This window comes from Nocardioides sp. (genome assembly GCF_030150155.1).
In the GTDB taxonomy this organism is placed as follows: Bacteria; Actinomycetota; Actinomycetes; order Propionibacteriales; family Nocardioidaceae; genus Nocardioides.
In genome coordinates, this window is record NZ_JASLGR010000001.1 from 43,585 (window position 1) to 64,850 (window position 21,266).

Annotated in this window: 25 protein-coding genes; 10 read left to right on the forward strand and 15 right to left on the reverse strand. The window is 70.8% G+C overall.

Features of this window, described 5'->3' with window-relative positions; all coding sequences use genetic code 11:
- Positions 1 to 81: 81 nt before the first annotated feature.
- The 3 genes from Q1V88_RS00175 to Q1V88_RS00185 form a co-directional block, all read right to left on the reverse strand.
- Positions 82 to 1,344, reverse strand: a complete 1,263-nt coding sequence (locus Q1V88_RS00175; protein WP_300676138.1) for a family 43 glycosylhydrolase — start codon at positions 1,342 to 1,344, stop codon at positions 82 to 84.
- Complete coding sequence (locus tag Q1V88_RS00180; RefSeq protein WP_300676021.1) at positions 1,341 to 3,209, reverse strand: acyl-CoA dehydrogenase; 1,869 nt, start codon at positions 3,207 to 3,209, stop codon at positions 1,341 to 1,343. The genes Q1V88_RS00175 and Q1V88_RS00180 overlap by 4 nt, the downstream gene beginning before the upstream one ends.
- 112 nt (positions 3,210 to 3,321) lie before the next feature.
- Positions 3,322 to 4,248 (reverse strand): oxidoreductase, encoded by a 927-nt coding sequence (locus Q1V88_RS00185; protein WP_300676023.1) that lies wholly within the window; start codon positions 4,246 to 4,248, stop codon positions 3,322 to 3,324.
- A 91-nt stretch (positions 4,249 to 4,339) separates the two neighbouring features.
- Here Q1V88_RS00185 and Q1V88_RS00190 point away from each other — a divergent pair, with 91 nt between their 5' ends.
- The 3 genes from Q1V88_RS00190 (at position 4,340) to Q1V88_RS00200 (ending at position 6,619) form a co-directional block, all read left to right on the forward strand.
- Positions 4,340 to 4,816, forward strand: coding sequence for a nuclear transport factor 2 family protein (locus tag Q1V88_RS00190; protein WP_300676025.1), 477 nt, complete (start codon positions 4,340 to 4,342; stop codon positions 4,814 to 4,816).
- 71 nt (positions 4,817 to 4,887) lie between these two features.
- A complete protein-coding gene (locus Q1V88_RS00195; protein ID WP_300676027.1) occupies positions 4,888 to 5,472 on the forward strand; it encodes a TerD family protein in 585 nt (194 codons plus the stop codon).
- 64 nt (positions 5,473 to 5,536) lie between these two features.
- The gene (locus Q1V88_RS00200; protein ID WP_300676030.1) at positions 5,537 to 6,619 is read left to right on the forward strand and encodes a DUF475 domain-containing protein; all 1,083 of its coding nucleotides are present in this window, start codon (positions 5,537 to 5,539) and stop codon (positions 6,617 to 6,619) included.
- On the opposite strand, the gene Q1V88_RS00205 is transcribed toward Q1V88_RS00200, so the two are convergent.
- From Q1V88_RS00205 to Q1V88_RS00230, 6 genes are read right to left on the reverse strand one after another with little or no spacing between them, the layout of a single operon-like run.
- Complete coding sequence (locus Q1V88_RS00205) at positions 6,612 to 7,610, reverse strand: hypothetical protein (protein WP_300676033.1); 999 nt, start codon at positions 7,608 to 7,610, stop codon at positions 6,612 to 6,614. The two genes, Q1V88_RS00200 and Q1V88_RS00205, sit on opposite strands and share 8 nt — an antisense overlap.
- Positions 7,607 to 8,170, reverse strand: coding sequence for a TerD family protein (locus tag Q1V88_RS00210; protein ID WP_300676035.1), 564 nt, complete (start codon positions 8,168 to 8,170; stop codon positions 7,607 to 7,609). The genes Q1V88_RS00205 and Q1V88_RS00210 overlap by 4 nt, the downstream gene beginning before the upstream one ends.
- Positions 8,171 to 8,662, reverse strand: coding sequence for a hypothetical protein (locus Q1V88_RS00215; protein WP_300676038.1), 492 nt, complete (start codon positions 8,660 to 8,662; stop codon positions 8,171 to 8,173).
- A 48-nt stretch (positions 8,663 to 8,710) separates the two neighbouring features.
- The gene (locus Q1V88_RS00220; RefSeq protein ID WP_300676040.1) at positions 8,711 to 9,964 is read right to left on the reverse strand and encodes a toxic anion resistance protein; all 1,254 of its coding nucleotides are present in this window, start codon (positions 9,962 to 9,964) and stop codon (positions 8,711 to 8,713) included.
- A 23-nt stretch (positions 9,965 to 9,987) separates the two neighbouring features.
- Positions 9,988 to 10,566 carry a TerD family protein gene (locus tag Q1V88_RS00225; RefSeq protein ID WP_300676042.1) on the reverse strand — a complete coding sequence of 193 codons (579 nt, stop codon included), beginning with the start codon at positions 10,564 to 10,566 and terminating at the stop codon, positions 9,988 to 9,990.
- 28 nt (positions 10,567 to 10,594) lie between these two features.
- A complete protein-coding gene (locus tag Q1V88_RS00230; protein ID WP_300676045.1) occupies positions 10,595 to 11,170 on the reverse strand; it encodes a TerD family protein in 576 nt (191 codons plus the stop codon).
- Between the two features lie 168 nt (positions 11,171 to 11,338).
- Here Q1V88_RS00230 and Q1V88_RS00235 point away from each other — a divergent pair, with 168 nt between their 5' ends.
- From Q1V88_RS00235 to Q1V88_RS00250, 4 genes are read left to right on the forward strand one after another with little or no spacing between them, the layout of a single operon-like run.
- Positions 11,339 to 12,505, forward strand: a complete 1,167-nt coding sequence (locus Q1V88_RS00235; RefSeq protein ID WP_300676047.1) for an HpcH/HpaI aldolase/citrate lyase family protein — start codon at positions 11,339 to 11,341, stop codon at positions 12,503 to 12,505.
- Positions 12,498 to 13,757 (forward strand): phosphoribosyltransferase family protein, encoded by a 1,260-nt coding sequence (locus tag Q1V88_RS00240; RefSeq protein ID WP_300676050.1) that lies wholly within the window; start codon positions 12,498 to 12,500, stop codon positions 13,755 to 13,757. The genes Q1V88_RS00235 and Q1V88_RS00240 overlap by 8 nt, the downstream gene beginning before the upstream one ends.
- Before the next feature lie 5 nt (positions 13,758 to 13,762).
- Positions 13,763 to 14,908 carry a cysteine protease StiP family protein gene (locus tag Q1V88_RS00245; RefSeq protein ID WP_300676053.1) on the forward strand — a complete coding sequence of 382 codons (1,146 nt, stop codon included), beginning with the start codon at positions 13,763 to 13,765 and terminating at the stop codon, positions 14,906 to 14,908.
- Positions 14,905 to 15,729, forward strand: a complete 825-nt coding sequence (locus Q1V88_RS00250) for a hypothetical protein (protein WP_300676056.1) — start codon at positions 14,905 to 14,907, stop codon at positions 15,727 to 15,729. Before Q1V88_RS00245 ends, Q1V88_RS00250 begins: the two co-directional genes overlap by 4 nt.
- 37 nt (positions 15,730 to 15,766) lie before the next feature.
- Here Q1V88_RS00250 and Q1V88_RS00255 read toward each other — a convergent pair whose 3' ends face one another.
- Together Q1V88_RS00255 and Q1V88_RS00260 are read right to left on the reverse strand one after the other, a co-directional pair.
- Complete coding sequence (locus Q1V88_RS00255) at positions 15,767 to 16,393, reverse strand: RES domain-containing protein (protein ID WP_300676058.1); 627 nt, start codon at positions 16,391 to 16,393, stop codon at positions 15,767 to 15,769.
- Positions 16,390 to 16,896, reverse strand: a complete 507-nt coding sequence (locus Q1V88_RS00260; RefSeq protein WP_300676061.1) for a hypothetical protein — start codon at positions 16,894 to 16,896, stop codon at positions 16,390 to 16,392. The genes Q1V88_RS00255 and Q1V88_RS00260 overlap by 4 nt, the downstream gene beginning before the upstream one ends.
- 114 nt (positions 16,897 to 17,010) lie before the next feature.
- Between Q1V88_RS00260 and Q1V88_RS00265 the strand changes: the two genes are divergently transcribed.
- Positions 17,011 to 17,628 carry a class I SAM-dependent methyltransferase gene (locus Q1V88_RS00265; RefSeq protein WP_300676064.1) on the forward strand — a complete coding sequence of 206 codons (618 nt, stop codon included), beginning with the start codon at positions 17,011 to 17,013 and terminating at the stop codon, positions 17,626 to 17,628.
- 4 nt (positions 17,629 to 17,632) lie between these two features.
- Here the strand turns inward: Q1V88_RS00265 and Q1V88_RS00270 are convergent, their stop codons facing one another.
- Positions 17,633 to 17,929, reverse strand: a complete 297-nt coding sequence (locus Q1V88_RS00270; RefSeq protein WP_300676067.1) for a hypothetical protein — start codon at positions 17,927 to 17,929, stop codon at positions 17,633 to 17,635.
- Positions 17,926 to 18,153, reverse strand: a complete 228-nt coding sequence (locus tag Q1V88_RS00275; RefSeq protein WP_300676069.1) for a hypothetical protein — start codon at positions 18,151 to 18,153, stop codon at positions 17,926 to 17,928. The genes Q1V88_RS00270 and Q1V88_RS00275 overlap by 4 nt, the downstream gene beginning before the upstream one ends.
- A 201-nt stretch (positions 18,154 to 18,354) precedes the next feature.
- Here Q1V88_RS00275 and Q1V88_RS00280 point away from each other — a divergent pair, with 201 nt between their 5' ends.
- On the forward strand, positions 18,355 to 18,855 hold the full coding sequence (locus Q1V88_RS00280) for a nuclear transport factor 2 family protein (RefSeq protein WP_300676072.1): 501 nt from the start codon (positions 18,355 to 18,357) through the stop codon (positions 18,853 to 18,855).
- 124 nt (positions 18,856 to 18,979) lie between these two features.
- Here the strand turns inward: Q1V88_RS00280 and Q1V88_RS00285 are convergent, their stop codons facing one another.
- Positions 18,980 to 20,119, reverse strand: a complete 1,140-nt coding sequence (locus tag Q1V88_RS00285) for a 12-oxophytodienoate reductase (RefSeq protein WP_300676140.1) — start codon at positions 20,117 to 20,119, stop codon at positions 18,980 to 18,982.
- A gap of 160 nt (positions 20,120 to 20,279) precedes the next feature.
- On the opposite strand from Q1V88_RS00285, the gene Q1V88_RS00290 reads away from it, so the two are divergent.
- Positions 20,280 to 20,606, forward strand: coding sequence for a DUF4288 domain-containing protein (locus Q1V88_RS00290; protein WP_300676075.1), 327 nt, complete (start codon positions 20,280 to 20,282; stop codon positions 20,604 to 20,606).
- A 13-nt stretch (positions 20,607 to 20,619) separates the two neighbouring features.
- Here Q1V88_RS00290 and Q1V88_RS00295 read toward each other — a convergent pair whose 3' ends face one another.
- A complete protein-coding gene (locus tag Q1V88_RS00295; protein WP_300676078.1) occupies positions 20,620 to 21,252 on the reverse strand; it encodes a DUF2461 domain-containing protein in 633 nt (210 codons plus the stop codon).
- Positions 21,253 to 21,266 lie beyond the last annotated feature (14 nt).

Sequence of the window (21,266 nt, forward strand, 5' to 3'; positions counted from 1 at the left end):
CTGGGAATCGCGGAGAACCTTCGGTGGCGAGCTGATGCCACCCTACCACGAAGATCGAACAAATGTTCGAAGCGACTGTGGTCAGCTGCCCGCTGTCTTCTTCAGGCCGTTCACCGTCAGCCAGCGGTCGATCCGCGGGAAGCCGCGCTTGGTGAACGCCAGCCGGAGGCCGTAGAGCGCACGCACCGGCCTGCGAGCCGCATCGTGGCCGGCGTACGCGTGCAGAGGTGCACCACACGCGCGGCGGGTGCCGCCGCAGGTCCAGGAGTGGAAGTAGAGCAGGGTCCGCTTGCCGTTGAGCACGACGTCGGCGCCGCCGGGCCCGCACAGCCGCTGCTGGGAGTTGCTCAGCAGGACGTGCGGCATCGCCCGCTGCCAGGACGCCAGCGGCGACGTGGCGCGCCGCCAGACCGTCCGGTAGCTGCACCGGCTGTAGTCGCCCTCGGAGGTGAAGAGGTACCAGTACCGGCCGCGCTTGATCATCGCCGGGTTCTCCACCACGCCGCCGGAGCGGAGCAGCTGCCAGCTCTTCGCGGCCGCGTGCCGGCCGTCCGGGGTGAGTGGCAGGACCCGGAGCGAGGACGGCTTCCCGTCGGTCTTGTAGAGCAGGTACGGGCGGCCGTCGATCACGGTGAAGGACGGGTCGATCGCCCCGTGCGAGTTGGCCGGGTTGGGCGCGGCCTGCACCGTCGGGGAGGCCGTCGCGCTGGGGGTGGGAGTCGTGGTCGGGTCTGCCGTCGGGGTCGCGGTGGGATCTGCGGTGGGATCCGCAGTGGCGCTCGGTGCCGGCGGGTCGGGCAGCGAGATGTCGACGTACTGGTCCTCGGCGGCGGGTACCGCGTTGCCGGGCGGGCAGATCAGCGGCCGCTCATCGAGCGGGGTGAACGTCCCGGTGGCGCTGGTCGAGGTGGCCACCCCGATGCAGTGGCTGGAGGACTTGATCCCCCGGACGTAGGCGGAGAAGAAGAGCAGCCAGCGGCCGCCGTACGACGCCAGGTCGGCGGCCCACATCTCACCGGGCTTCGCCCAGGTCGGCTTGCGCAGCAGTGCGGTGCCGGCTCCGGTGAAGCGCAGCCCGTTGGTCGAGGTGGCCCGCGGCACCCGGGTGCCGGTGCTCAGCACGACGTACCCGCCCGGGATCCGCACCACGCTCGGATCGGCCCGGTCGGCGGTGGTCAGCGAGCGCGGGGCCTTGATCGGCTTGCGCTTGGTCTTCGTGCCGGCGGCCTCGGCCGGGTGGAGGAGCGTCGCGGCCAGCAGCAGTGCCAGGAGACACAGCAGACCCGCCCGAGCGCTCCCCGTGGAGCGGCCCGGGCGGGTCTGGCTGGGTGGTTCGTGGATCAGAAGGCGTCCTCGCTGACCTCCATGAGCGAGTTGTCGATCGCCTCGGCGATCGCGCGCTCCGCGGCAATCTTGGGGAGAGTGTACGAAGCGAAGAACTTCGCCGCAGCGATCTTGCCCTGGTAGAACGCCGTGTCCTTGTCCGAGGCACCGGCCGCCAGTGCGGTGGTGGCGATCTCGGCCTGGTGGAGCAGCTGCCACGCGACGACGACGTCACCGAGGGTGAGCAGCAGACGCGAGGTGTTCTGAGCGACCTTGTAGATGTTGGAGATGTCCTCCTGGGCGCTCATCAGGTCGGTGAACATGTGGCCGACGATGCCCTCGGCGTCGCCCAGGGCGGCAGCGAGCAGGTCGCGGGCCGGCTTGAGCTCGGGGGAGCCCTCGGTGGCCAGGAACGCCTTGATCTCGCCGGCCAGCTGGCCGATCGCGGCACCCTGGTCCTTGACGATCTTGCGGAAGAAGAAGTCCTGGCCCTGGATCGCGGTGGTGCCCTCGTAGATCGAGTCGATCTTGGCGTCACGGACGTACTGCTCGAGCGGGTACTCCTGCAGGAAGCCGGAGCCGCCGAAGGTCTGCAGCGACTCGGTGCCGAGCAGGGTCCAGGAGCGCTCCGAGCCGTAGCCCTTCACGATCGGCAGCAGCAGGTCGTTGACCCGGACGGCGAGCTTGGCCTCGTCGGAGTCGGTGGTGCCGTTCGCCTTGGCCAGCATGATCTTGTCCTGCCAGGCGGTGGTGTAGAACACCAGCGCCCGCATGCCCTCGGCGTACGCCTTCTGCAGCATCAGGGAGCGACGTACGTCGGGGTGGTGCGTGATCGTGACACGCGGGGCGTCCTTGGCCTGGTTGGTCAGGTCGGCACCCTGGACGCGGGTCTTGGCGAACTCGAGGGCGTTGAGGTAGCCGGTCGAGAGGGTCGAGATGGCCTTCGTGCCGACCATCATGCGGGCGTTCTCGATGACGTCGAACATCTGGCGGATGCCGTCGTGGACCTCGCCGAGCAGCCAGCCCTTGGCCGGCTCGCCGCCGCCGATCTGCGGGTCGCCGAAGGTGACCTCGCAGGTGTTGGAGACCTTGATCCCCATCTTGTGCTCGACGTTGGTGACGTAGGCGCCGTTGCGCTCACCGGTCAGCTCACCGGTCTGGTGGTTGAAGTGGAACTTGGGCACCAGGAAGAGGGAGAGACCCTTGGTGCCGGGGCCGCCGACGCCCTCGACGCCGCGCGGGCGGGCCAGGACGAGGTGGAGGATGTTCTCCTGCAGGTCGGACTCGGCCGAGGTGATGAAGCGCTTGACCCCGGAGATGTTCCAGGAGCCGTCCTCGTTGGCGGTCGCGAAGGTCTTGCCGGCGCCGACGTCGGAGCCCGCGTCCGGCTCGGTCAGCACCATCGTGGCGCCCCAGAGCCGCTCGACCATGATCTCGGCGATGCGCTGGTCGCGCTCGTTGCCGTTCTCGTAGACGACCTTGGAGAAGAACGGGCCGCAGCCGTACATCCAGATCGGGGTGTTGGCGCCCAGGATCATCTCGGCCGTGGCCCAGACCAGGCTCGCGGGGGCAGCGGTGCCGCCGATCTCCGCGGGGGCCTGCAGGCTCCAGAAGCCGGACTCCATCCAGGTGTCGTAGGACTTCTTGAACGCGGCCGGGACCGGCGCGCTGTTGGTCTTCGGGTCGAAGACCGGCGGGTTGCGGTCGCTGTCCTCGAAGGACGCGGCCAGGTCCTCGCGAGAGATGCGCTCGACCTCGGCGAGGATCTCCTTGGCGGTCTCGACGTCGAGGTCGGCGTATGGGCCCGTGCCTAGCAGCTTGTCCGTGCCGTTCACCTCGAAGAGGTTGAACTCGATGTCGCGCAGGTTGCTCTTGTAGTGGCTCACAGCTCCACCCTTGTCTGTCTCAGATGTCTGTCTCAGAGGAGAAGGTCGGAAAACTTACCGGCCAGTAACTTAAGGGTAGAACCTGCCCCAAACCGGTGCAAGCCGTGGGGTGCTACAGCCAGGTGAATTCAGTGATCTCTTCGCTCAGCTGCCACAGCCGGGCGGCCGCCTCCGGGTCGCGGGCCAGGGCGGTGGTGTGGACCACCCGCGGTGCGCCCTGGGTCTGGCGCAGCCGGCTCGGCCCGACGTAGGTGCCGCCGGGCAGGTCGGCGGTGGCGGCCATCAGGGTCGGCAGCGCGCCCCCGGCGGCGTTCTGCGAGATCAGGCCGTAGGCGCCGTTGAGTGCGCCCGAGAGCGGTCCGAAGGTGCCGCCGTTGGCGACCAGGTGGGTGTGCGCGAAGCCGGGATGGGCCGCCAGTGCGCGGACTGGGAGCTGCGCTGCCTGCAGCCGTCGGTCGAGCTCGAGGGTGAAGAGCAGGTTGGCCAGCTTCGTGCGCGCGTACGTCGGCCAGCGCCGGTAGTGGGTCACCGTGCGAGGGTCCTCGAGCGGGGCATGGTGGGTCATCGTGTGGGCCAGGCTCGACACCGTCACCACCCGGCCCGAGGCCTCGATGATCCGCGGCAGCAGTAGCCCGGTGAGCAGGAACGGGCCGTAGTGGTTGGTGCCGATCTGGAGCTCCAGTCCGTCGGCGGTGCGGCGCAGCGGGGTCGCCATCACGCCGGCGTTGTTGATCAGCAGGTGCAGCGGGCCGTCGTCGCCCAGACGCGTGGCGGCTGTGCGAACGGAGTCGAAGCTGGCCAGGTCGACGGTCAGTGTCGACGTACGGGCGTCGGGGAGGGCTGCGGCGATGGCGGCCTCGGCGGCGTCGAGCTTGGCCTGCGAGCGCCCGGCCAGGGTGACCTGGGCACCGCGCCGGGCGAGCTCCAGGGCGGTGTGGAAGCCGATCCCGCCGACGCTCGGGCCGGTCACGACGGCGTTGGTGCCGGTCAGGTCGGGGATCTCCGCGGTCGACCAGGTGGCCGGGGGACGACGAGTCATGGGCTGACGCTAACCCCGATCGAGGACTGGTGGGGCGCTGCACGCGCGGGACGGGCTAGCGCCGTCAAGTAGAACGTGTTCTCATTCTGCTATGACTCAGAACCTGACCCCGCTGCCCGAGGCGATCGTGTGGAACGCGCCCAACGACCCGCACCCGGCCCGGCTCGCCTCGCAGCGCTCGTACGCCGCCGTCGCGGCCGGTGACCTCGCCCAGTGGCTCACGGTCTACGCCGAGGACGCGGTGCTGGAGGACCCGGTCGGTCCGTCGATGTTCGACCCCGAGGGCGCCGGACACCGCGGGCATGCCGGCATCTCGGCGTTCTGGGAGGCGGCGATCGCCCCGATCGGGACGTTCCAGTTCACCATCAACGACTCGTTCGCCAACCCCGGCTCCAACACCTGCGCCAACATCGGCCAGATCCGGACGGCGTTCCCCGACGGCTCCTTCACCGTCACCGACCTGATCATGGTCTACGTGATCAACGACGACGGCCGGGTCGCCTCGATGCGCGCCTTCTGGGAGCCCGAGCGGACGATGGCGTCGTTCTCGGCTGCGCCTCAGGGCTGAGCCGGCTCCCCGGGGGGCGCGCGCCGCCGGGTACGGTGGGTGGGACAGATTCGCACGTCGAGGGAGTGGCCATGTCCGTCAGCCTGTCCAAGGGTGGAAACGTCTCGCTGACCAAGGAGGCGGGCCCGAGCGGACTGTTCCGTGTCGAGGCGGGCCTCGGCTGGGACGTGCGCACCACCACCGGTGCCGAGTTCGACCTCGACGCCTCGGCGCTGCTGACCGGCGCCGACGGCAAGGTGCTCTCCGACGCGCACTTCGTCTTCTACAACAACCTGACCTCGCCCGACGGCTCGGTCCAGCACCAGGGCGACAACCGCACCGGTGAGGGCGACGGCGACGACGAGGTGATCAGCGTCGACCTGACCCAGGTCCCCGCCGACGTCCAGCGGATCGTCATCCCGGTCTCGATCCACGAGGCCGACTCGCGGGGCCAGAACTTCGGTCAGGTCTCCAACGCGTTCATCAGGATCGTCAACGCCGACAACGGCATCGAGCTGGCCCGCTACGACCTCTCCGAGGACGCCTCCAGCGAGACCTCGATGATCTTCGGCGAGCTCTACCGGTACGGCGGCGAGTGGAAGTTCCGCGCCGTCGGCCAGGGCTACGCGAGCGGCCTGGCCGGGATTGCGCGAGACTATGGCGTCAACGTCGGCTGATCCGACCGCCTCACGGGGCTGAGTCAGCCTCGACACCGCCACCTGCACAGAGCTCGGAGCCCTGATGATTCTCAAGACGTTCGGATGGGCCTTCGCCATCACTGTGGTGGGTCTGGCCGCCGCCGCCCTGTACGGCGGCACGACCGGGCTCGCCGTGACCGCGATCCTGATCGTGCTGGAGGTCTCGCTCTCCTTCGACAACGCGGTCGTCAACGCGCGGGTCCTGGAGCGGATGTCGGCGTTCTGGCAGCGGATCTTCCTCACCGTCGGCATCGTCATCGCCGTCTTCGGGATGCGGCTGCTCTTCCCGCTGGTGGTCGTGGGCATCACCGCCCACCTGTCGCCGGTGCGGGCCTGGCAGCTCGCGATGGACAAGGGCGACCCCGACGTCCCGGGCACCTACGGCTACATCCTGCACTCGGCGCACCCCTCGATCGCCGCGTTCGGCGGCATGTTCCTGCTGATGATCTTCCTCAACTTCGTCTTCGACGAGGACAAGGAGCTGCACTGGATCGACCCGGTCGAGCGGGTGCTGCAGAAGTTCGGCTCGCTGGACGAGGCGTCCATCCTGGTCGCCCTGGCCACCCTGGCCGGCTTCGCGCTCGGCTTCCGTGACCACGCCGAGGACGTCTTGCTCTCCGGTGTGATCGGTCTGATCACCTATCTGCTGGTCAACGGCCTGGGGAACTTCTTCAACGTCGACGAGGAGCTCGAGCATGTCGAGGAGGGCGCTGCGGCGCGCTCGGCGGCCACCGGTGTCCAGGTCGCCGGCGCGGTCGGCAAGTCCGCCTTCTTCCTCTTCCTCTACCTCGAGGTCCTCGACGCCAGCTTCAGCTTCGACGGCGTCATCGGCGCGTTCGCGATCACCTCGGACCCGGTGATCATCGCGCTGGGCCTCGGTGTCGGTGCCATGTACGTCAGGTCGCTGACGGTCTACCTGGTGCGCAAGGGCACGCTGGACGACTACGTCTTCCTGGAGCACGGCGCGCACTGGGCCATCGGCGCCCTCGCGGTGCTGCTCCTGGTCACCATCGGCCACGAGATCCCCGAGGTCGTCACCGGCCTGATCGGCGTCGGCTTCATCGCCGCCGCCTTCGCCTGGAGCATCCGCTACAACAAGCGCAACGAGGCCGCCGAGATCAGGTGATCGGGGTCCGATCGTCGAGCCAGGTGATCTGGTCGAACCCGAAGGCCACGGCCGCTTCCCGGACGGAGGCGGCCGTGTCCAGCTCTGCGCGCAGAACGAGCTCGCCGCGGACCTGGTAGACGCTCATCGCCGCCACGGCGACGTCGTTCTCGGCGTGGTCGAGCGGGACCTGGACGCGGTGGCCGGCGTGGGTGGTCGCGACCAGGGTGCCGCCCCAGGACAGCGGGGTCTGGGACGCGGAGTGGACGATGAAGACCAGGCGTTCGAGCTCGCGGACCTGGCGCAGGTCGACCGAGATCCGGGGGAAGCGGCCGCGGCCGCCGACCAGGATCGGCAGCTTCGCGTCCGCGGGGGCTGAGCGACGGCCCGAGTCCGGGTTGAGGAACGAGGTGCGCCCCGACGCGAACGCGTAGGCGCAGCCCAGCTGTACGTCGCCGACCTCGGCGGAGATCGCCGCCTCGACCGTCAGGGTGCCGATCCCGCTCTCCAGCGGGGAGAGGGCCACCGTCGGGGCCTCGGGGGTGAGCACGCCGCGGCCGGAGTCGGGGATGCGGGGCCCGAGAGGACGACGTACGGGCGTCGCGGTCGTGGGCGGCGTGATCGTCGCAGCCGTGGAAGCGGTCGAGGGCGAGGCCCAGAGGTCCGGCGTCTGCTCGGCCTGGCCGCCACCGTCCCCGTGGTCGTCGAGGTCGAGCAGGGAGCCGGAGAAGGCCGGGGCTGCCGGGGCCGCCGGGGTGACGGGCGGGCGCGCCGCAGGCGGTGCCGCAGCAGGCGGGGCGGGCGTCGGAGGGGCCGGGGTGAGCGGAGCGTCCAGGTCCAGGCCCAGGTCCAGGCCCAGGTCCAGGTCCAGCGACGACGAGGCCGTCACGGCGGGCGCGGGCGGCGCCATCGGAGCCGCGGGCGGCGCGGTAGGCGCCGCCGGGCGTGCCGACCGAGCCGTCAGGAACGCCAGGTCCGGACGCGGCCGTGCCTGCGCGGGATCGAGCCTCACAGGTCCAGCCCGAAGTCCTTGCCGAGCGGGGTGATGCCGCCGGCGTACCCCTGTCCGAGGACCTTGAACTTCCAGCCGCCGTCGTGGCGGTACATCTCAGCCAGCGTCAGCGCCGTCTCCGAGGTCAGCCCGGGGGCCAGGTCCTCGGAACGGAGCAGCTCGGTGCCGTCGGCCTTGTTCAGCACCCTGATCTCCAACGACCGCAGCTGACCCAGCGTGCGCCGCGGACCGGGGCCCTCGTTGAGGTAGACCGCGACCACGATCCGGGAGACCTCGGCCGGCACCGCGCTCAGGTCGATGTCGAGCTGCTCCTTGTCACCGCCGAGCGCCGCCGGCGCCTGCGCCACCGAGGCGTCGGGAGAGGTGAGCTGGTTGAAGAAGACGAAGTGGTCCTCGGAGATGACGTGGTTCGGGGTGTCGCACAGCAGGGATGCCATCACCAGGTTCTGGTCCAGCGCGACCTCGGCCCCGGCGTTCCAGCGCACGCCGAGGACCACCCCGGTGAGGCCGGGGATCTCGCGGGTGAGCGCCACGTTGGCGCCGCGCTTCATCAGAGCCATCTACAGATCCAGATCCGATCGGGTGAACTTGGTGCGGAGGAAGGTGCCCTGGGCGACCAGAGCGTCGGCGTCGCGGGCCCGGGTCGCCTCCAGGACGTCGGTGGCCGCCTGCCACAGGTCGTCGAGCTGCTCGGTCACCTGCTCGGCCGGCGTACGGCCGTGGGCGAGGACCTCGGAGGTAGACGCCGGGTCCAGGGCGAGATAGCGGTGCAGGGTGGTCGGCAGGTAGTCGTAGACGATGCCGCGCACCGAGATGACCGCCTGGATGTCGGGGGTGACGTCGTCGGCGATGCTGTCGAGGATGTCGTCGACCACGTCGGTGACGTGCCGCGCTGCCACGACCGCGGCGACCGGGAGGCGACCTGCGCTGCTGTTGATCAGCCGGATCAGATCCGTCAGCGCCGACGCCAGCACCTCGGGTGAGTCTGGGTCAGGGGCCTGCTGCACCTGGTCGGCGACGGCGTTACGTGCGCGTCGGAACCAGGAGGCCATGAGTCCAGTATCTCAACCCGAGGTGCGGGGGTGCGTCGGTGGTGAGGATCAGGAGCTGATCTCGCCGGCGCGGGTGCGCTCGAGGTAGGGCTTGGCGCGGTCGATCTGGCCCTCCAGAGCCGTCACGGTCTGCGCCATCGAGTCGACGGCCTGGGCGCGGAAGGTGTCCAGGGCGTCCATCGTCGCGAACACGTTGTCGAACGCGGCCTGGAGCTTGGCCACGTCGATGGTGCTCGACGCCGCCTGCTGGTTGATCTCGGCGCCCTGCACCCGCAGCTGCTGCGAGGTCGACTCGATCAGGTTCGACGTGGTCGTGTTGAGCGCGTTGATCTGGTCCAGGACCAGCTTCTGCCGCGACAGCGCCTGGGAGACGATCACCGCGGTGCGCAGCGCCGACACGGTGGTGGTCTGAGCGCGGTCGACGCCCTTGATCAGCTCGATGTTGTTCTTCCGGACCAGGTCGAGGGCCATGTAGCCCTGCACCGCCACCGCCAGCTGGGTGAGGATGTCCTGGTGCCGCTGCCGGATGGCGAAGAGCACGTCGGAGCGCATCGTGGTCGCGTCCTCGCTGCGACCCGAGGCGTCGAGCTCGGCGATCTTCTGCTCCACGGCGGCGTCGAGGGCGGCAGCGAGCGTCTTGTACTCGTTGAGCTTGCCCATCGCAGCCCACATGTTCGCCTTCTCGGTCTCGATCGCCGCGTTGTCCTTGCGGAGCTCGTCCTGACCGGACTCCAGCGACTTGATGATCGCGTTGAGGTGGCTCTGCGCCGACTCGTACTTGGCGAAGTAGCGCTGCACCTTGTCGCCGCCCGGGATCCACTTGAGCACCTTCTTGACCCCGGTCAGGTCGGCGCGGTTGGGGTCCAGCTCGGTGACGGTGGTGCGCAGGTCGACCAGGGTGTTGGCGACCCGGGTCTGAGCGTCGCCGCCGCCCCCGCCCTTGGAGCCCTTCACGATCGCGGCGGGACGCTCCAGCATCCGGTTCGCCACGCTCGCCGAGGCCCGCATGTCGCGGTCGCCCATCGAGGTGATGGAGTCGACCTTCTTGGTGAACTCCGGCGAACGGCTGTCCATCGCGGCGAGCTCGTTGGCGAACGCCGCAGCGCGCACCTCCAGCTCGGTCTGCTTGCCGGCGTCCATCGGTACGGCGCCGTCGGCCTGCTCGGGGGCCACCACCTGCACCGCGGCGGGCGGGGCGAGGACCAGGCCGCCCGGTGCGACCGGGACGGAGGCGGGGGCAGCCGCGGCCGGCGTACCGGCGGTCGGGACCGAGCCGGGGGAGTCGAGGTCGAGGTCGGACATCACTGTCTCCTAGATCAGATCGGTCAGAGCGTCTGCTGGATCGCGGGCAGCAGGTCCTTGAACGTGCGGCCGTTGGCGATCGAGCCGATCGCGGTCATCGACCAGCCGGCACCGTCACGGCTGACCTTGGCCATCACCTGGGCGGTGTGGGTGCCCGAGCCGGTGAGCTCGTACTTGGCGATCTCGGTGCCCGTGGTCTCGTCGACCAGACGGCAGAAGGCGTTCTCGATCTGGCTGAAGTTCTGCCCGGTGAAGGAGTTCACCAGGAAGACGATGGTGTGCACCTGGGCCGGGAGGCGGTCGAGGAAGACGGCGATGGACTCGTCGTCACCGTCGCCGTCACCGGTCAGGTTGTCGCCGCTGTGCTTGACGGCGCCGTCCTTGCTGGTGAGCTGGCGGAACCAGACCTGGTCCAGGACGTTCTTGGTGGCGTCGTACAGGACGGCGCTGGCGTCGAGGTCGATCGACTGCGACTTCATGCCGCCGAAGAAGCCCTTCTTCTTGACGGCGTCCCAGCCCAGGCCCATCCGGACGTGGGAGAGGGAGCCGCCGTCGGACTTCTTCAGCGAGACGGACTGGCCCTTGGAAAGCGAGACGGACATGGGGTGCTCCTTGAGATCGGGGTGGGGGTCAGACGTTGACGCCGTAGTCGCCGGCGATGCCGACCAGACCGGTGGCGTAGCCCTGGCCGACGGCGCGGAACTTCCAGTCGGCGCCGTTGCGGTACAGCTCGCCGAAGATCATCGCGACCTCCATCGAGGCGTCCTCGGAGAGGTCGTAGCGGGCGATCTCGGCGTCGTTGGAGCGGTTCACCACGCGGATGTAGGCGTTGGAGACCTGCCCGAAGTTCTGCCCACGCTGCTCGGCCTCGTGGATCGTGACCGCGAAGACGACCCGCTCGGTGGCCGGGGTCAGGGCCGCGAGGTCGACCTGGATCGACTCGTCGTCGCCCGCCGCCGCACCGTCACGGACGTCGCCGGTGTGGCGGACCGTGCCCTCAGGGGAGTTCAGGTTGTTGTAGAAGATGAAGTGCCCGTCGCTGAGCACCTTGCCGTCGGCGCCGAGGACCAGGGCGCTGGCATCGAGGTCGAAGTCCTGGCCGGTCGTGGTGCGGGCGTCCCAGCCGAGACCGACGGTGACGTCGGTGAGGCCCGGGGCCTCCTTGGACAGGTTGACGTTTCCGCCCTTGCTGAGCGATACGGCCATCGTTCCTCCTGGATGCGGCACGGGGTCCCGTGCGCGAGAGTCCTTGTGTCGGGGGCAGACAAGCAGTGGACGCCGCGCTTGGGCCCCTCTGGTTGTATACCTCACGTACAAAGTACCGGTCTGGAGGAGGAACGTCGTGCCGGGTTTGAGCGCGGATCGGGCGAGCGCGTGCGTCACTTCGAGTTCCTGAGCGCCGAGGAGTCGGCCGCCCTCTTCTCCGTCGCCCCTGCCGAGTTCGACCGCGACGGCGAGCGCGACGTGCTCGCCACCGCGCTGGGCGCCACCCTCTACTCCCCGGCCACCCGGCCCGCGCTGGCCGAGGACCTGCTCCGTTCGCGGCGTCGCGGCGTGCTGAGCACGGTGGTCTGCCTCGAGGACGCGATCGCCGACGCCGACGTCGAGCAGGCCCGCGAGCACATGGTGGCGCAGCTGCGTTCCCTTGTCGGACGCGGCGACGAGCTGCCGCTGATCTTCGTCAGGGTCAGGGCCGTGGCCCAGATCGGCCGGATCGTCACCGACCTGGGGCCCGCGGTGAGCCTGGTCTCCGGGTTCGTGCTGCCCAAGTTCGCTCCCCGGATCGGGCGGGAGTACCTGGAGGCCGTCGTCACCGCCTCGCAGGCCGCCGGCCGGCACTTCTGGGCGATGCCGGTGATCGAGACCCCCGACGTGATCCATGCCGAGACCCGGGCCAAGGCCCTGGCCGGGATCAGCGACCTGCTGGGCGGCTTCGCCGAGCAGGTGCTGGCGATCCGGATCGGTGGGACCGACTTCGCCTCGGCGTACGGATTGAGGCGACCCAAGGAGCTGACCATCTACGACGTGCGGCTGCTCGCCGACGTCCTGGCCGCCATCGTCAACCGCTTCGGACGCGCCGGTCTCGGCGGGTACGTCGTCACCGGACCGGTCTGGGAGTACTACTCCGACTCCGAGCGACTGTTCAAGCCCCAGCTGCGCGAGACCCCGTTCCGCGAGCATCAGCACGACCCCGCGCTGCGCGCCCAGCTGCTCGGCGCCGAGCTCGACGGCCTGATCCGTGAGGCGGTGCTCGACCGGGCCAACGGCCTGCTCGGCAAGACCGTCATCCATCCCACCCACGTCGCCCTGGTGCACGCCCTGTCGGTGGTCTCCCACGAGGACCACAGCGACGCGCTCGCCGTGCTCGGCCGCGGCGGCTCGGGCGGCGGCGCCTTCCGATCGGAGTACCGCAACAAGATGAACGAGACCAGCCCGCACCGCGCCTGGGCGGAGAAGACGGTCCGGCGCGCGGCGGCCTTCGGCGTCGCTGCCCCGGGCGTCACGTTCGCCGACCTGTGGGCGGCGGTGGAGCGTGGCTGAGCCCACCACCGGGACCTGGAGCGGGGAGTGGGTCGCCCAGCGGCTCGGCGTGGAGGTTCCGGCCGACCTGCGTGGGTTGGCGGGGCTGGCGCTGCGGCGCAACCCGAAGCGCGCCCACCTGATCGTCTCCCCGGTGCTGGGCAAGCATGTCCCCGTCGACCCCCGCCGGGCGCGGGCCGCTGCCACCGAGCTCGGTGAGCGGGCGCTGGCGATGCTCGACGGCTGCGAGGAGCCGGTGGTGCTCGGCTACGCGGAGACCGCCACCGGGCTGGGGCACTGCGTGGCCGACGTACTGGAGGCGTCGTATCTGCACTCGACCCGGCGACGGTTCGCCGGGCGGGAGAGCGTGCTGGGGTTCGAGGAGCAGCACTCCCATGCGACCTCCCACGCGCTGCTGCCCGACGACCCGGGGATGCTCGACCTCGGTGGGCCGGTCGTGCTCGTCGACGACGAGCTCACCACCGGGGCGACGGTGCTGAACACGATCGCTGCGTTGGAGCAGCGCAGCTCCCATGAGCAGTACGTCGTCGCCGCCCTGCTCGACCTGCGGACCGCCGACGCGGTCGCGGAGATGGAGCGGTTCGCCGACGACCTCGGCGTCAGGATCGACGTGGTCAGCGTCGGCCGGGGCGAGGTCACCCTGCCCGCGGACGTGCTGGCGCGCGGTGGTGCGTTGGTGGCGGGACTGGGTGAGGCGGCGACGGGCGAGGCGGCGGCACGTCCTGCTGGACGGGTCCGGCGCCTGGAGCTGACCGGCGGCGAGGGCGTGCGCCAGGGTGGCCGGCACGGCTTCACCCCGGCCGACGCGCTGGCGCTGGAGGCGCGGCTGGGGCCGTGGGCCGACCAGATCGCTGCCGCACTGGAGCCGTCGGGGTCGGTGCACGTGCTGGGCACCGAGGAGCTGATGTACCTCCCGTTGCGGCTGGCCGAGACGGTCGCCGAGCTGCGCGGCGGCGGGGTGACGTTCTCCTCCACGACCCGTTCCCCGATCGCCGCTGTGGCCGATGCCGGCTACGCGATCGGCAGCGTGCTGCGCTTCGCGGCCCACGACGTCGCGGTGATCGCCGACGGCGCCGAGCCGGTGCCGCGGTTCGCCTACAACCTGGGCCGGGAGCGGTTCGACCAGATCGTGGTGGTGCTCGACGCCGACGCCGACACCGCCGAGGCCCACGCGCCGGGCGGGGTGGTGCCGGCGCTGGCGGCGGTGGCTGGCGAGGTGCTGGTCGTGGTGCTGCCGCGGGAGCAGGGGTGAGTGGCGTGAGTGGGTCGCCGCTGCGCGGGCAGGGTGGAGCATCGCCGCTGCGCGGCTCAACCTTCGGGAGCTACCAGCCGGCGGAGGTCGCCTGGCTGCTCCAGGACCTCTCCCACGTCACCCTCGAGGCCCCCACCGAGGAGCGCGAGGAGGCGATCCAGTCGGGTCGCGGGCACTACGCGGAGTCGCTGCCGATCGAGTACACCCCCGACGCCGCCTACCAGGCGCTCTATGCGGAGTCGCTGGCCGCGACAGCGCGCCGGGTGGCGGTCTGTGTCGGCACCGTCACCGAGCTGGCCCTGGAACGCCGCGGACCCGGTCTGGTGCTGACCTCGCTGGCCCGGGCCGGGGTGCCGATCGGGATCCTGATGCGGCGCTGGGCGGCGCACCGGCACGGCCTGGAGGTGGAGCACTACGCGATGTCGATCGTGCGCGGCCGCGGGATCGACCGGGTTGCGCTGGAGTACCTCGCGGCCCACCACGACTCCGCCGACGTGCTCTTCGTCGACGGCTGGACCGGCAAGGGGATGATCGCCCGCGAGCTGACCGCCGCACTGGCCTCGGCCAACGCCGCGCTCGGCACGGCGTTCCGCGACGACCTCGCCGTGCTGGCCGACACCGGACACTGCGTCGACCTGTACGGCACCCGCGACGACTTCCTGATCCCCTCGGCCTGCCTCAACTCGACCGTGTCGGGGCTGGTCTCACGGACCGTGCTCAACGACGACCTGATCGGGCCCGGTGAGTTCCACGGCGCGAAGTTCTATGCCGACCTCGCCCCCGCCGACGTCTCCGAGGCGTTCCTCGATGCGGTGACGGCGTACTTCGGGGAGGTGGGCGACGAGGTCGAGGCCGCGGTCGCGGAGCTGCGGCTCGCGGACCGCCGGCCGACCTGGAGCGGGCGGGCGGTGGTGCGCGAGATCGGGGCGGCGTACGGCATCGCGGAGGAGAACCTGATCAAGCCCGGAGTCGGCGAGACCACCCGGGTGCTGCTGCGCCGGGTGCCGTGGCGGGTGCTGGTGCGCGCCGGTGCGCTGGGGGAGGTGCCGCACATCGTCAGGCTCGCCCAGGCGCGCGGCGTACCGATCGAGGAGGTGCCCGACCTCGGCTACACCACGGTCGGCCTGATCAAGCCGCGGGACATCGGGTGAGCGCGACCCCGCAGACCGTCGTCGCCTCCGACCTGGACCGGACCCTGATCTACTCCGCGTCGGCCGCCGGTGGGGCCGAGGCCGTCGCCGATGCCCGCTGCGTCGAGCTGTACGACGGCCAGCCGCTGTCCTACGTCAGCGCAGCCGCCGCCACCGCGATCGCCGGGCTGCTCGACGCCGGTGCTCTGGTCCCGGTCACGACCCGCACCGTGGCTCAGTTTCAGCGGATCACGCTGCCGGGCCGGGCGGCACGGTTCGCCGTCTGCGCCAACGGTGGGCGGCTGCTGGTCGACGGAGCCGACGACCTCGACCACCGCGCCCACGTCACGGCGGTGCTGGCCGAGTGCGCGCCGCTCGCGGAGGCGACGGCGGCGTTCGGGCGCTGGTGCGGCGAGGTCGCGACCCCGGACGTCGGTGGTGCTCCGCGCGAGCGCGACGCCGAAGGGCTGTTCTGCTACGCCGTGTTCGCCGTGCGGGCCCCCGACACCGCCGAGATCGACCGGCTGGGCGCCCTGATGGCCGACCTCGGCTGGGTGGTCTCGGCCCAGGGCCGCAAGGTCTACTGCACCCCGCGGACCCTGTCCAAGGAGTCGGCCCTGTCCTACCTCGGCGAGGTGCACCGCCTGACGGTGGCGGCCGTCGCGGGTGACTCGCTGCTCGACGCGGGGATGCTGGCCCGCTACGGCGGCTGGGTGCCGCGCGACTCCGAGCTGGAGCGGCGCGGGTTCGCAGCCCCCGGGGTGGCGCTGACCGCCGGCTCCGGGTTGGCGGCGGGTGAGGAGATCCTCGGCCGGTTCGGGGCCCTCGTCCACCGCCGTTGACGGGCGGGGCAGAGCGCGGGCGCGGGCTGTGCCCCGGTCACGGGGAGGGCGGGAGGACGTCGACCCGGAGCGGTGCGCACAGGTCGATCAGCCACAGCAGATCGGCACCGGTGGCGAAGATGCGGCCGAACCCGGTGTCGTGGGTGAGGGCGTCGGCACACCGGTCGCCGAAGAAGACGTAGGCCAGCACGTCGATGCACTGACGTGACATCCACGCCACCCCGTCGAGACCGGCAGCGTGGGCGGCGTGAGCCCAGGCCACCGTCTCGCCGTACCGCGACGCGGGCGTCGAGGTGACCTCGTCGGCGCTGGCGTGGAGCCGCCGCAGGCCGAGGCCGTGCAGCGCCGCCAGCCGGAGCGGACGGGTGAGGGTGAGTCGGCTCATCACCGTCGAGGCGTAGGTGTCGTAGTCGAGGTAGCCACCGGCCAGGGGAACGTCGTGCAGCAGGGTCTCAGCCACCGCCCCGTTCTCGGCTGCGGCGGCATACAGCACCGGCACCGGCACGCCGTGCTGGTCGGGGAAGAAGGCGAACCGTGATGGCGCACCCAGGCCGGGGTTGAACTGGTGCGGGGCGAAGCGGCTGCTGTGGACGCGGTAGAGCGCGGTGCCCGCAGGGAGGGTGTCGATCTCGGGGATGAACGGCTCGGGTGGCCGTCGGGTCACCAGGCCACGTCCCAGGCGCGGGAGGCGAGGTCGATGACCCGGTCGGGGTGCTCGACGAGCAGGTCGACCGGTCGCTGTCCGTCGAGGTACGTCGTGGGGGCGACGAGCCACTGCACGACCCCGGTCTCGGAGCGGCCGTGCTCGATCGCGAGGCGGCGCAGCGTCTCGATCGCGGGCAGGGGCTGTCCGGTGGGGGCGAACTGGAATCCGGGGTAGAGCATCTGGTGGCCCCGCCGGATCGCCACCAGGCGTCCGGCCATCCGGGCGCTGGCCGCGAGGTTGCGCGGGGCGCTGGAGCGCGACCCCATCTGGCGACCGGCCTCGGTCGCCGAGAGCAGGCCGAACTCGGTCTCGATCTGCGCGTAGAGGTTCTGCTCGGCCTGGACCGCGCGCGCCAGCGCCGGTGCGGTGTAGGTCGGCACCGAGGCCAGGGCTTCGCCGACCGCCGTCGCACTGCTGCGGATGAGGCGATCGCTGTGGATCAGCTCCTCGACGGTAGCCATCTCGCTCACCTTCCGTGCGGTTCGTGCATGTGATTCTACCGCACTTTCTGCACTTCGCTCCGGGGTGAGAGAGCCTGTGGTGGAGCCTCACCGTGGATCGGCGAGGATGGAGTCATGTCCGACTCTGCCGCCCGTCCGCGTTGGTTCACCGAGACCGAGGACGGCCACTCCCAGTGGTACGTCGACCGCTTCCGTGCCCTGGCCGAGGAGGGGGCCGACCTGCTCGGGGAGGCACGCTTCGCCGACACGATGGCGGGGCGCGGGAGTCGGATCCTCGATGCCGGGTGCGGTGCCGGTCGGATGGCCGGTGCGCTCGCCGAGGCGGGGCACACCGTGGTCGGGCTCGACGCGGACCCGGTGCTGATCGAGGCCGCTCGCGCTGACCATCCGGGGCCGTCGTACGCGGTCGTGGACCTCAGTCGGATGACGCTCGCCGACGTCGGCGGGGAGCCGGTCGACCTGACGGTCTGCGCCGGCAATGTGATGGTCTTCGTCGCGCCCGGAACCGAGCGGACCGTGCTCGCGAACCTCTGCGCCGTCACGCGTGTCGGTGGCCGGGTCGTGGTCGGCTTCCGTCGCGACGACGCCTATCCGTTCGAGGCGTACGACGCCGACCTGGCCGCACTGGCGGCGGACGGGGTGGCCGACGTCGAGCAGCGCTACTCGACGTGGCACCTCGACCCGTTCGGTGCCGACTCCGACTTCGCGGTGACGGTGCTGCGGGTGCGCTGACCGGCTAGGGCGTGCCCTGCGGGTCCGCGAGGAGCGGCTTGAACCGCTTCATCGCGGCCTGGTGGGAGACCCCGAGCACGCCGGCGATCATCGCCCAGGGCGTGCCTTCGGCGCGGGCGGAGCGGACGCCGTCGAGGATCGTCTGCTCGGCGCTCGCCCGGGCCTGCACCCCCTGGAGCAGCTGCTCCAGGCGAGGGTCGGTCCACACCGAGGCGCGGGAGAGGTCGAGATCGTCGGAGGCGAAGACGTCGGCAAGGCGCTCGCTCTCCTGGGGGCTGGGGCGGTGGGTCGTGGTGGTCATCGTGTGTGCCCGGGGTGGTGGAGGAACTTCCGCCGCGCGGGCATCGCGTGGAAGATCCAGGTCTCATCGAAGGTGACGCCGAGCTCGACCAGGGCTCCCGACGACGTCGCTCCGATGACGATCAGCCCGTCGTCCAGGAGGAAGACCCGGACCCGGTTCCGATAGGCGTGGAGCATGTCGGCCGTCGAGATGCCGTGACGATGGGCGCTGGCGAGCACCTTCATGTCTGCAACTCTGGTTGCAATGATACGTGGTTCATGGCGGGAACGCTAGAGAGATCGGGAGACGAGGATGAGGGCCGTCGGCGGGCCTGTGGACAACGCCCCGTCCACCCGCGACTGTGGATGATTCCTGGCTCGCCGTGGGTATTCCGTTGAGCGGAAGCAGCCTTCGCCACGGCGCCGGAGATGGCTAGAACTGTGCCCATGACCAGCTCTGAGTACGTCGTCCCCGCCGCCTCCTGGGAGACGCTCGTCGCCCGCGTGTCAGCGTTGGAGGACAAGGACGCGATCGCCGCGGTGATCACCGCGTACGGCCCCGCCGTCGATGCCGGTGACGCGGAGGCCGTCGGGCGGCTCTGGGCCGAGGACGCCGTCTACGACATCGATCTGGGCACCTTCGAGGGCCGGGCGGCGATCATGGAGATGGTGCGCACGCGGCCGCACCAGGACTACATCCACGAGGGCTGCGGTCACCTGATCGACCCGATCCACGTCCAGGTGGACGGCGACACCGCGGTGGCGACGTGCCACTCGATGCTGGTGCGCCGGATGGCCGACGGCGACGGGTTCTGGGTGTGGCGGGTCACCGCCAGCCGCTTCGACATGGTGCGGCGCGAGGGTGGCTGGCTCATCCAGCGGCGTACGACGCGGCTGCTGGACGGCTCCGAGGCGGGCCGGACGCTGCTCGGCCGCGCCCAGGGCTGACGCCCAGGGCTGATGCCTCAGCCTGACGCCCGGGCCTGACACCCAGGGCCGAGACACGCATCGGGGCCAGGTCCGGATCGCTTCCGCGACGGACCTGGCCCCGACTCTGTCTCAGGTCAGTGCCTCAGACGAGCGAGCCCTCGTGCGTCGGCCGGTCGAACGGGACCAGCGGGTCGCCGTTCTTGAGGGTGCCGACCAGGTTCGGGTCGGCCAGGTGCAGTCGGCCGATCGCGATCAGGTCGAACTCCTCGGCCTCCAGGCGGCGCACCACCTCGTCGAGGTTGTCGACCACCTCGGCGGAGCCGGCGATCCGGCTCTCGCGCAGCGAGGCGCCCATGCCGACGGAGCCGACCGCCATCGAGCGGGCGCCGGTGACCTTCTTGGCCCAGCCGGCCAGGGAGAGGTTGCTGCCCTCGAACGCGGGGTCGGCGAAGCGTCGGGCCGACGCGTCGAAGACGTCCACGCCGGCCTCGGCGAGCGGTGCCAGCAGGGCCTCGAGCTCGGCCGGGTTCTCGGCGAGCCTCGCGGTGTAGTCCTGCTGCTTGTGCTGGGAGAAGCGGTAGAAGATCGGCAGGTCCTCGCCGACGGCGCGGCGGATCTCGGCGACGACCTGGGCGGGGAAGCGGCTGCGGGCGGCGTGGTCGCCACCCCAGTGGTCGGTGCGGGTGTTGGTGTCGTGCCAGAGGAACGCGTCGAGCAGGTAGCCGTGGCCGCCGTGCAGGGCGATCCCGTCCATCCCGACCTCGGCGGCGGCCTGCGCAGCCCGGACGTAGGCGTCGATCACGTCGGCGACGTCGGTGTCGGTCATCGGCGGCGTCGGGGGCGTGGATCGGGCGACGTACTCGTCGGGGTACGACGTCACGCCGGGGGTGCCCCAGTGGCCTGAGGGACGCATCGGGGTGATCGCGGGGTCGACCTTGGCCATCGCGCCCCACAGCGGGCCGACGTGCCACAGCTGGGGCACGATCCGACCGCCGGCGGCGTGCACGGCGTCGACCACGCCGCGCCAGCCGGCCAGCGCCTGGTCGCCGTGGATCCGCGGGACCCGGCTCGCGTCGACGGCGGAGGCGTGGTCGATCGCGACGCCCTCGGTGACGACCAGTCCGGTGCCGCCGGCAGCGCGGCGGGCGTAGTACGCGGCGACGTCCTCACCCGGTACGCCCTCGGGCGAGGCGGCACGTGTCATCGGCGACATCACGACCCGGTTGGGCAGGTTCAGGGACCGGATGGTCAGCGGCTGGAACAGGGCGTCGCGCAGGGTCATGTCGCTCACTGGGTGCTAGGCGGAGGTCGTCCGCTGGGACAGGGTGCCCGGTGACTGTAGGCAACCTCCGGCGTGGAGCAGGGCCGCGTTTCTGGTCAGTGGAACCGGCGGTACGTCGTCGACGTCACACCCACCTGCCATCCTTGCGGTCATGCGGCCCATGCCTGATGAGGACCACGCACAACCGTGGTTCACCGTCCGAAGCCACGTCCGATGCACCGGAGAGCTTGGCCAGAACATCTACGAAGAGCGGGTGGTCCTGTTCCGGGCCACCGACGCCGACGACGCGATCCGGCAGGCGGAGAGGGAGGCGGCGGAGTACGGCGAGACGGTGGGCTGCGAGGTGCTGCCGTTGTTCCAAGCGTTCGCCGTGGCGGACGAGGTGGGAGCGGGTGGGGAGCTCTTCTCGCTCATGCGGGAGAGCGAGCTCGACCCGGATTCCTACCTCGACCGGTTCTTCGACACGGGCGCCGAGCGGACCTCCTGAGGGATCGCGACGGTCACACTCGGGCGTGGTCGTCGATCCACTCCGTCAGCGGGCGGATGGCGCGCCAGTCGCGCTTGACCTCGTCGACCAGGGCCGCGGTGTGGATCACCGGGTCGAAGCCGATCTGGCGGCCGACGATGAGGGACTTGTGTCGCAGCAGCTCGATCCGGGGGTGCTCGATGTCGTAGCCGCGGGGCTTGGTCTTGAGCCGCTCCCCGCCGGTCTCGTAGCCCTTGCGCACGGTGGTGGCGAGGATCTTCTCCAGCTCGGGGCCGAAGCGGTCGTGGTCGATCGCGGCGCGGAAGGCGGCGAGGCGCTCGGGCTCGAACCAGTAGCAGCCGCCGCCGGTGCGGACGCCGCGGGGCGAGACCTCGACGTAGTACCCGGTCTGCGGCGCGATCCCGACGAACGCACCCTGGTGGGTCTTGTAGGGCACCTTGTCCTTGGAGAAGCGGACGTCCTTGTAGGGCCTGAAGATCTTCGCCGAGCCGAACTCGTTGGCCAGCGCGTCGGTCAGTGCGACCATCGGGGCACGGACCGCCTCGGCGTACACGTGCTTGTGTGCCTCCCAGTACGACTTGGTGTTGTCGACCTCGAGGTCGTCGTAGAAGTCGAGCGCTGCTGCGGGGAAGCCTTCGAAACTCACCTCTCCAGCCTAGG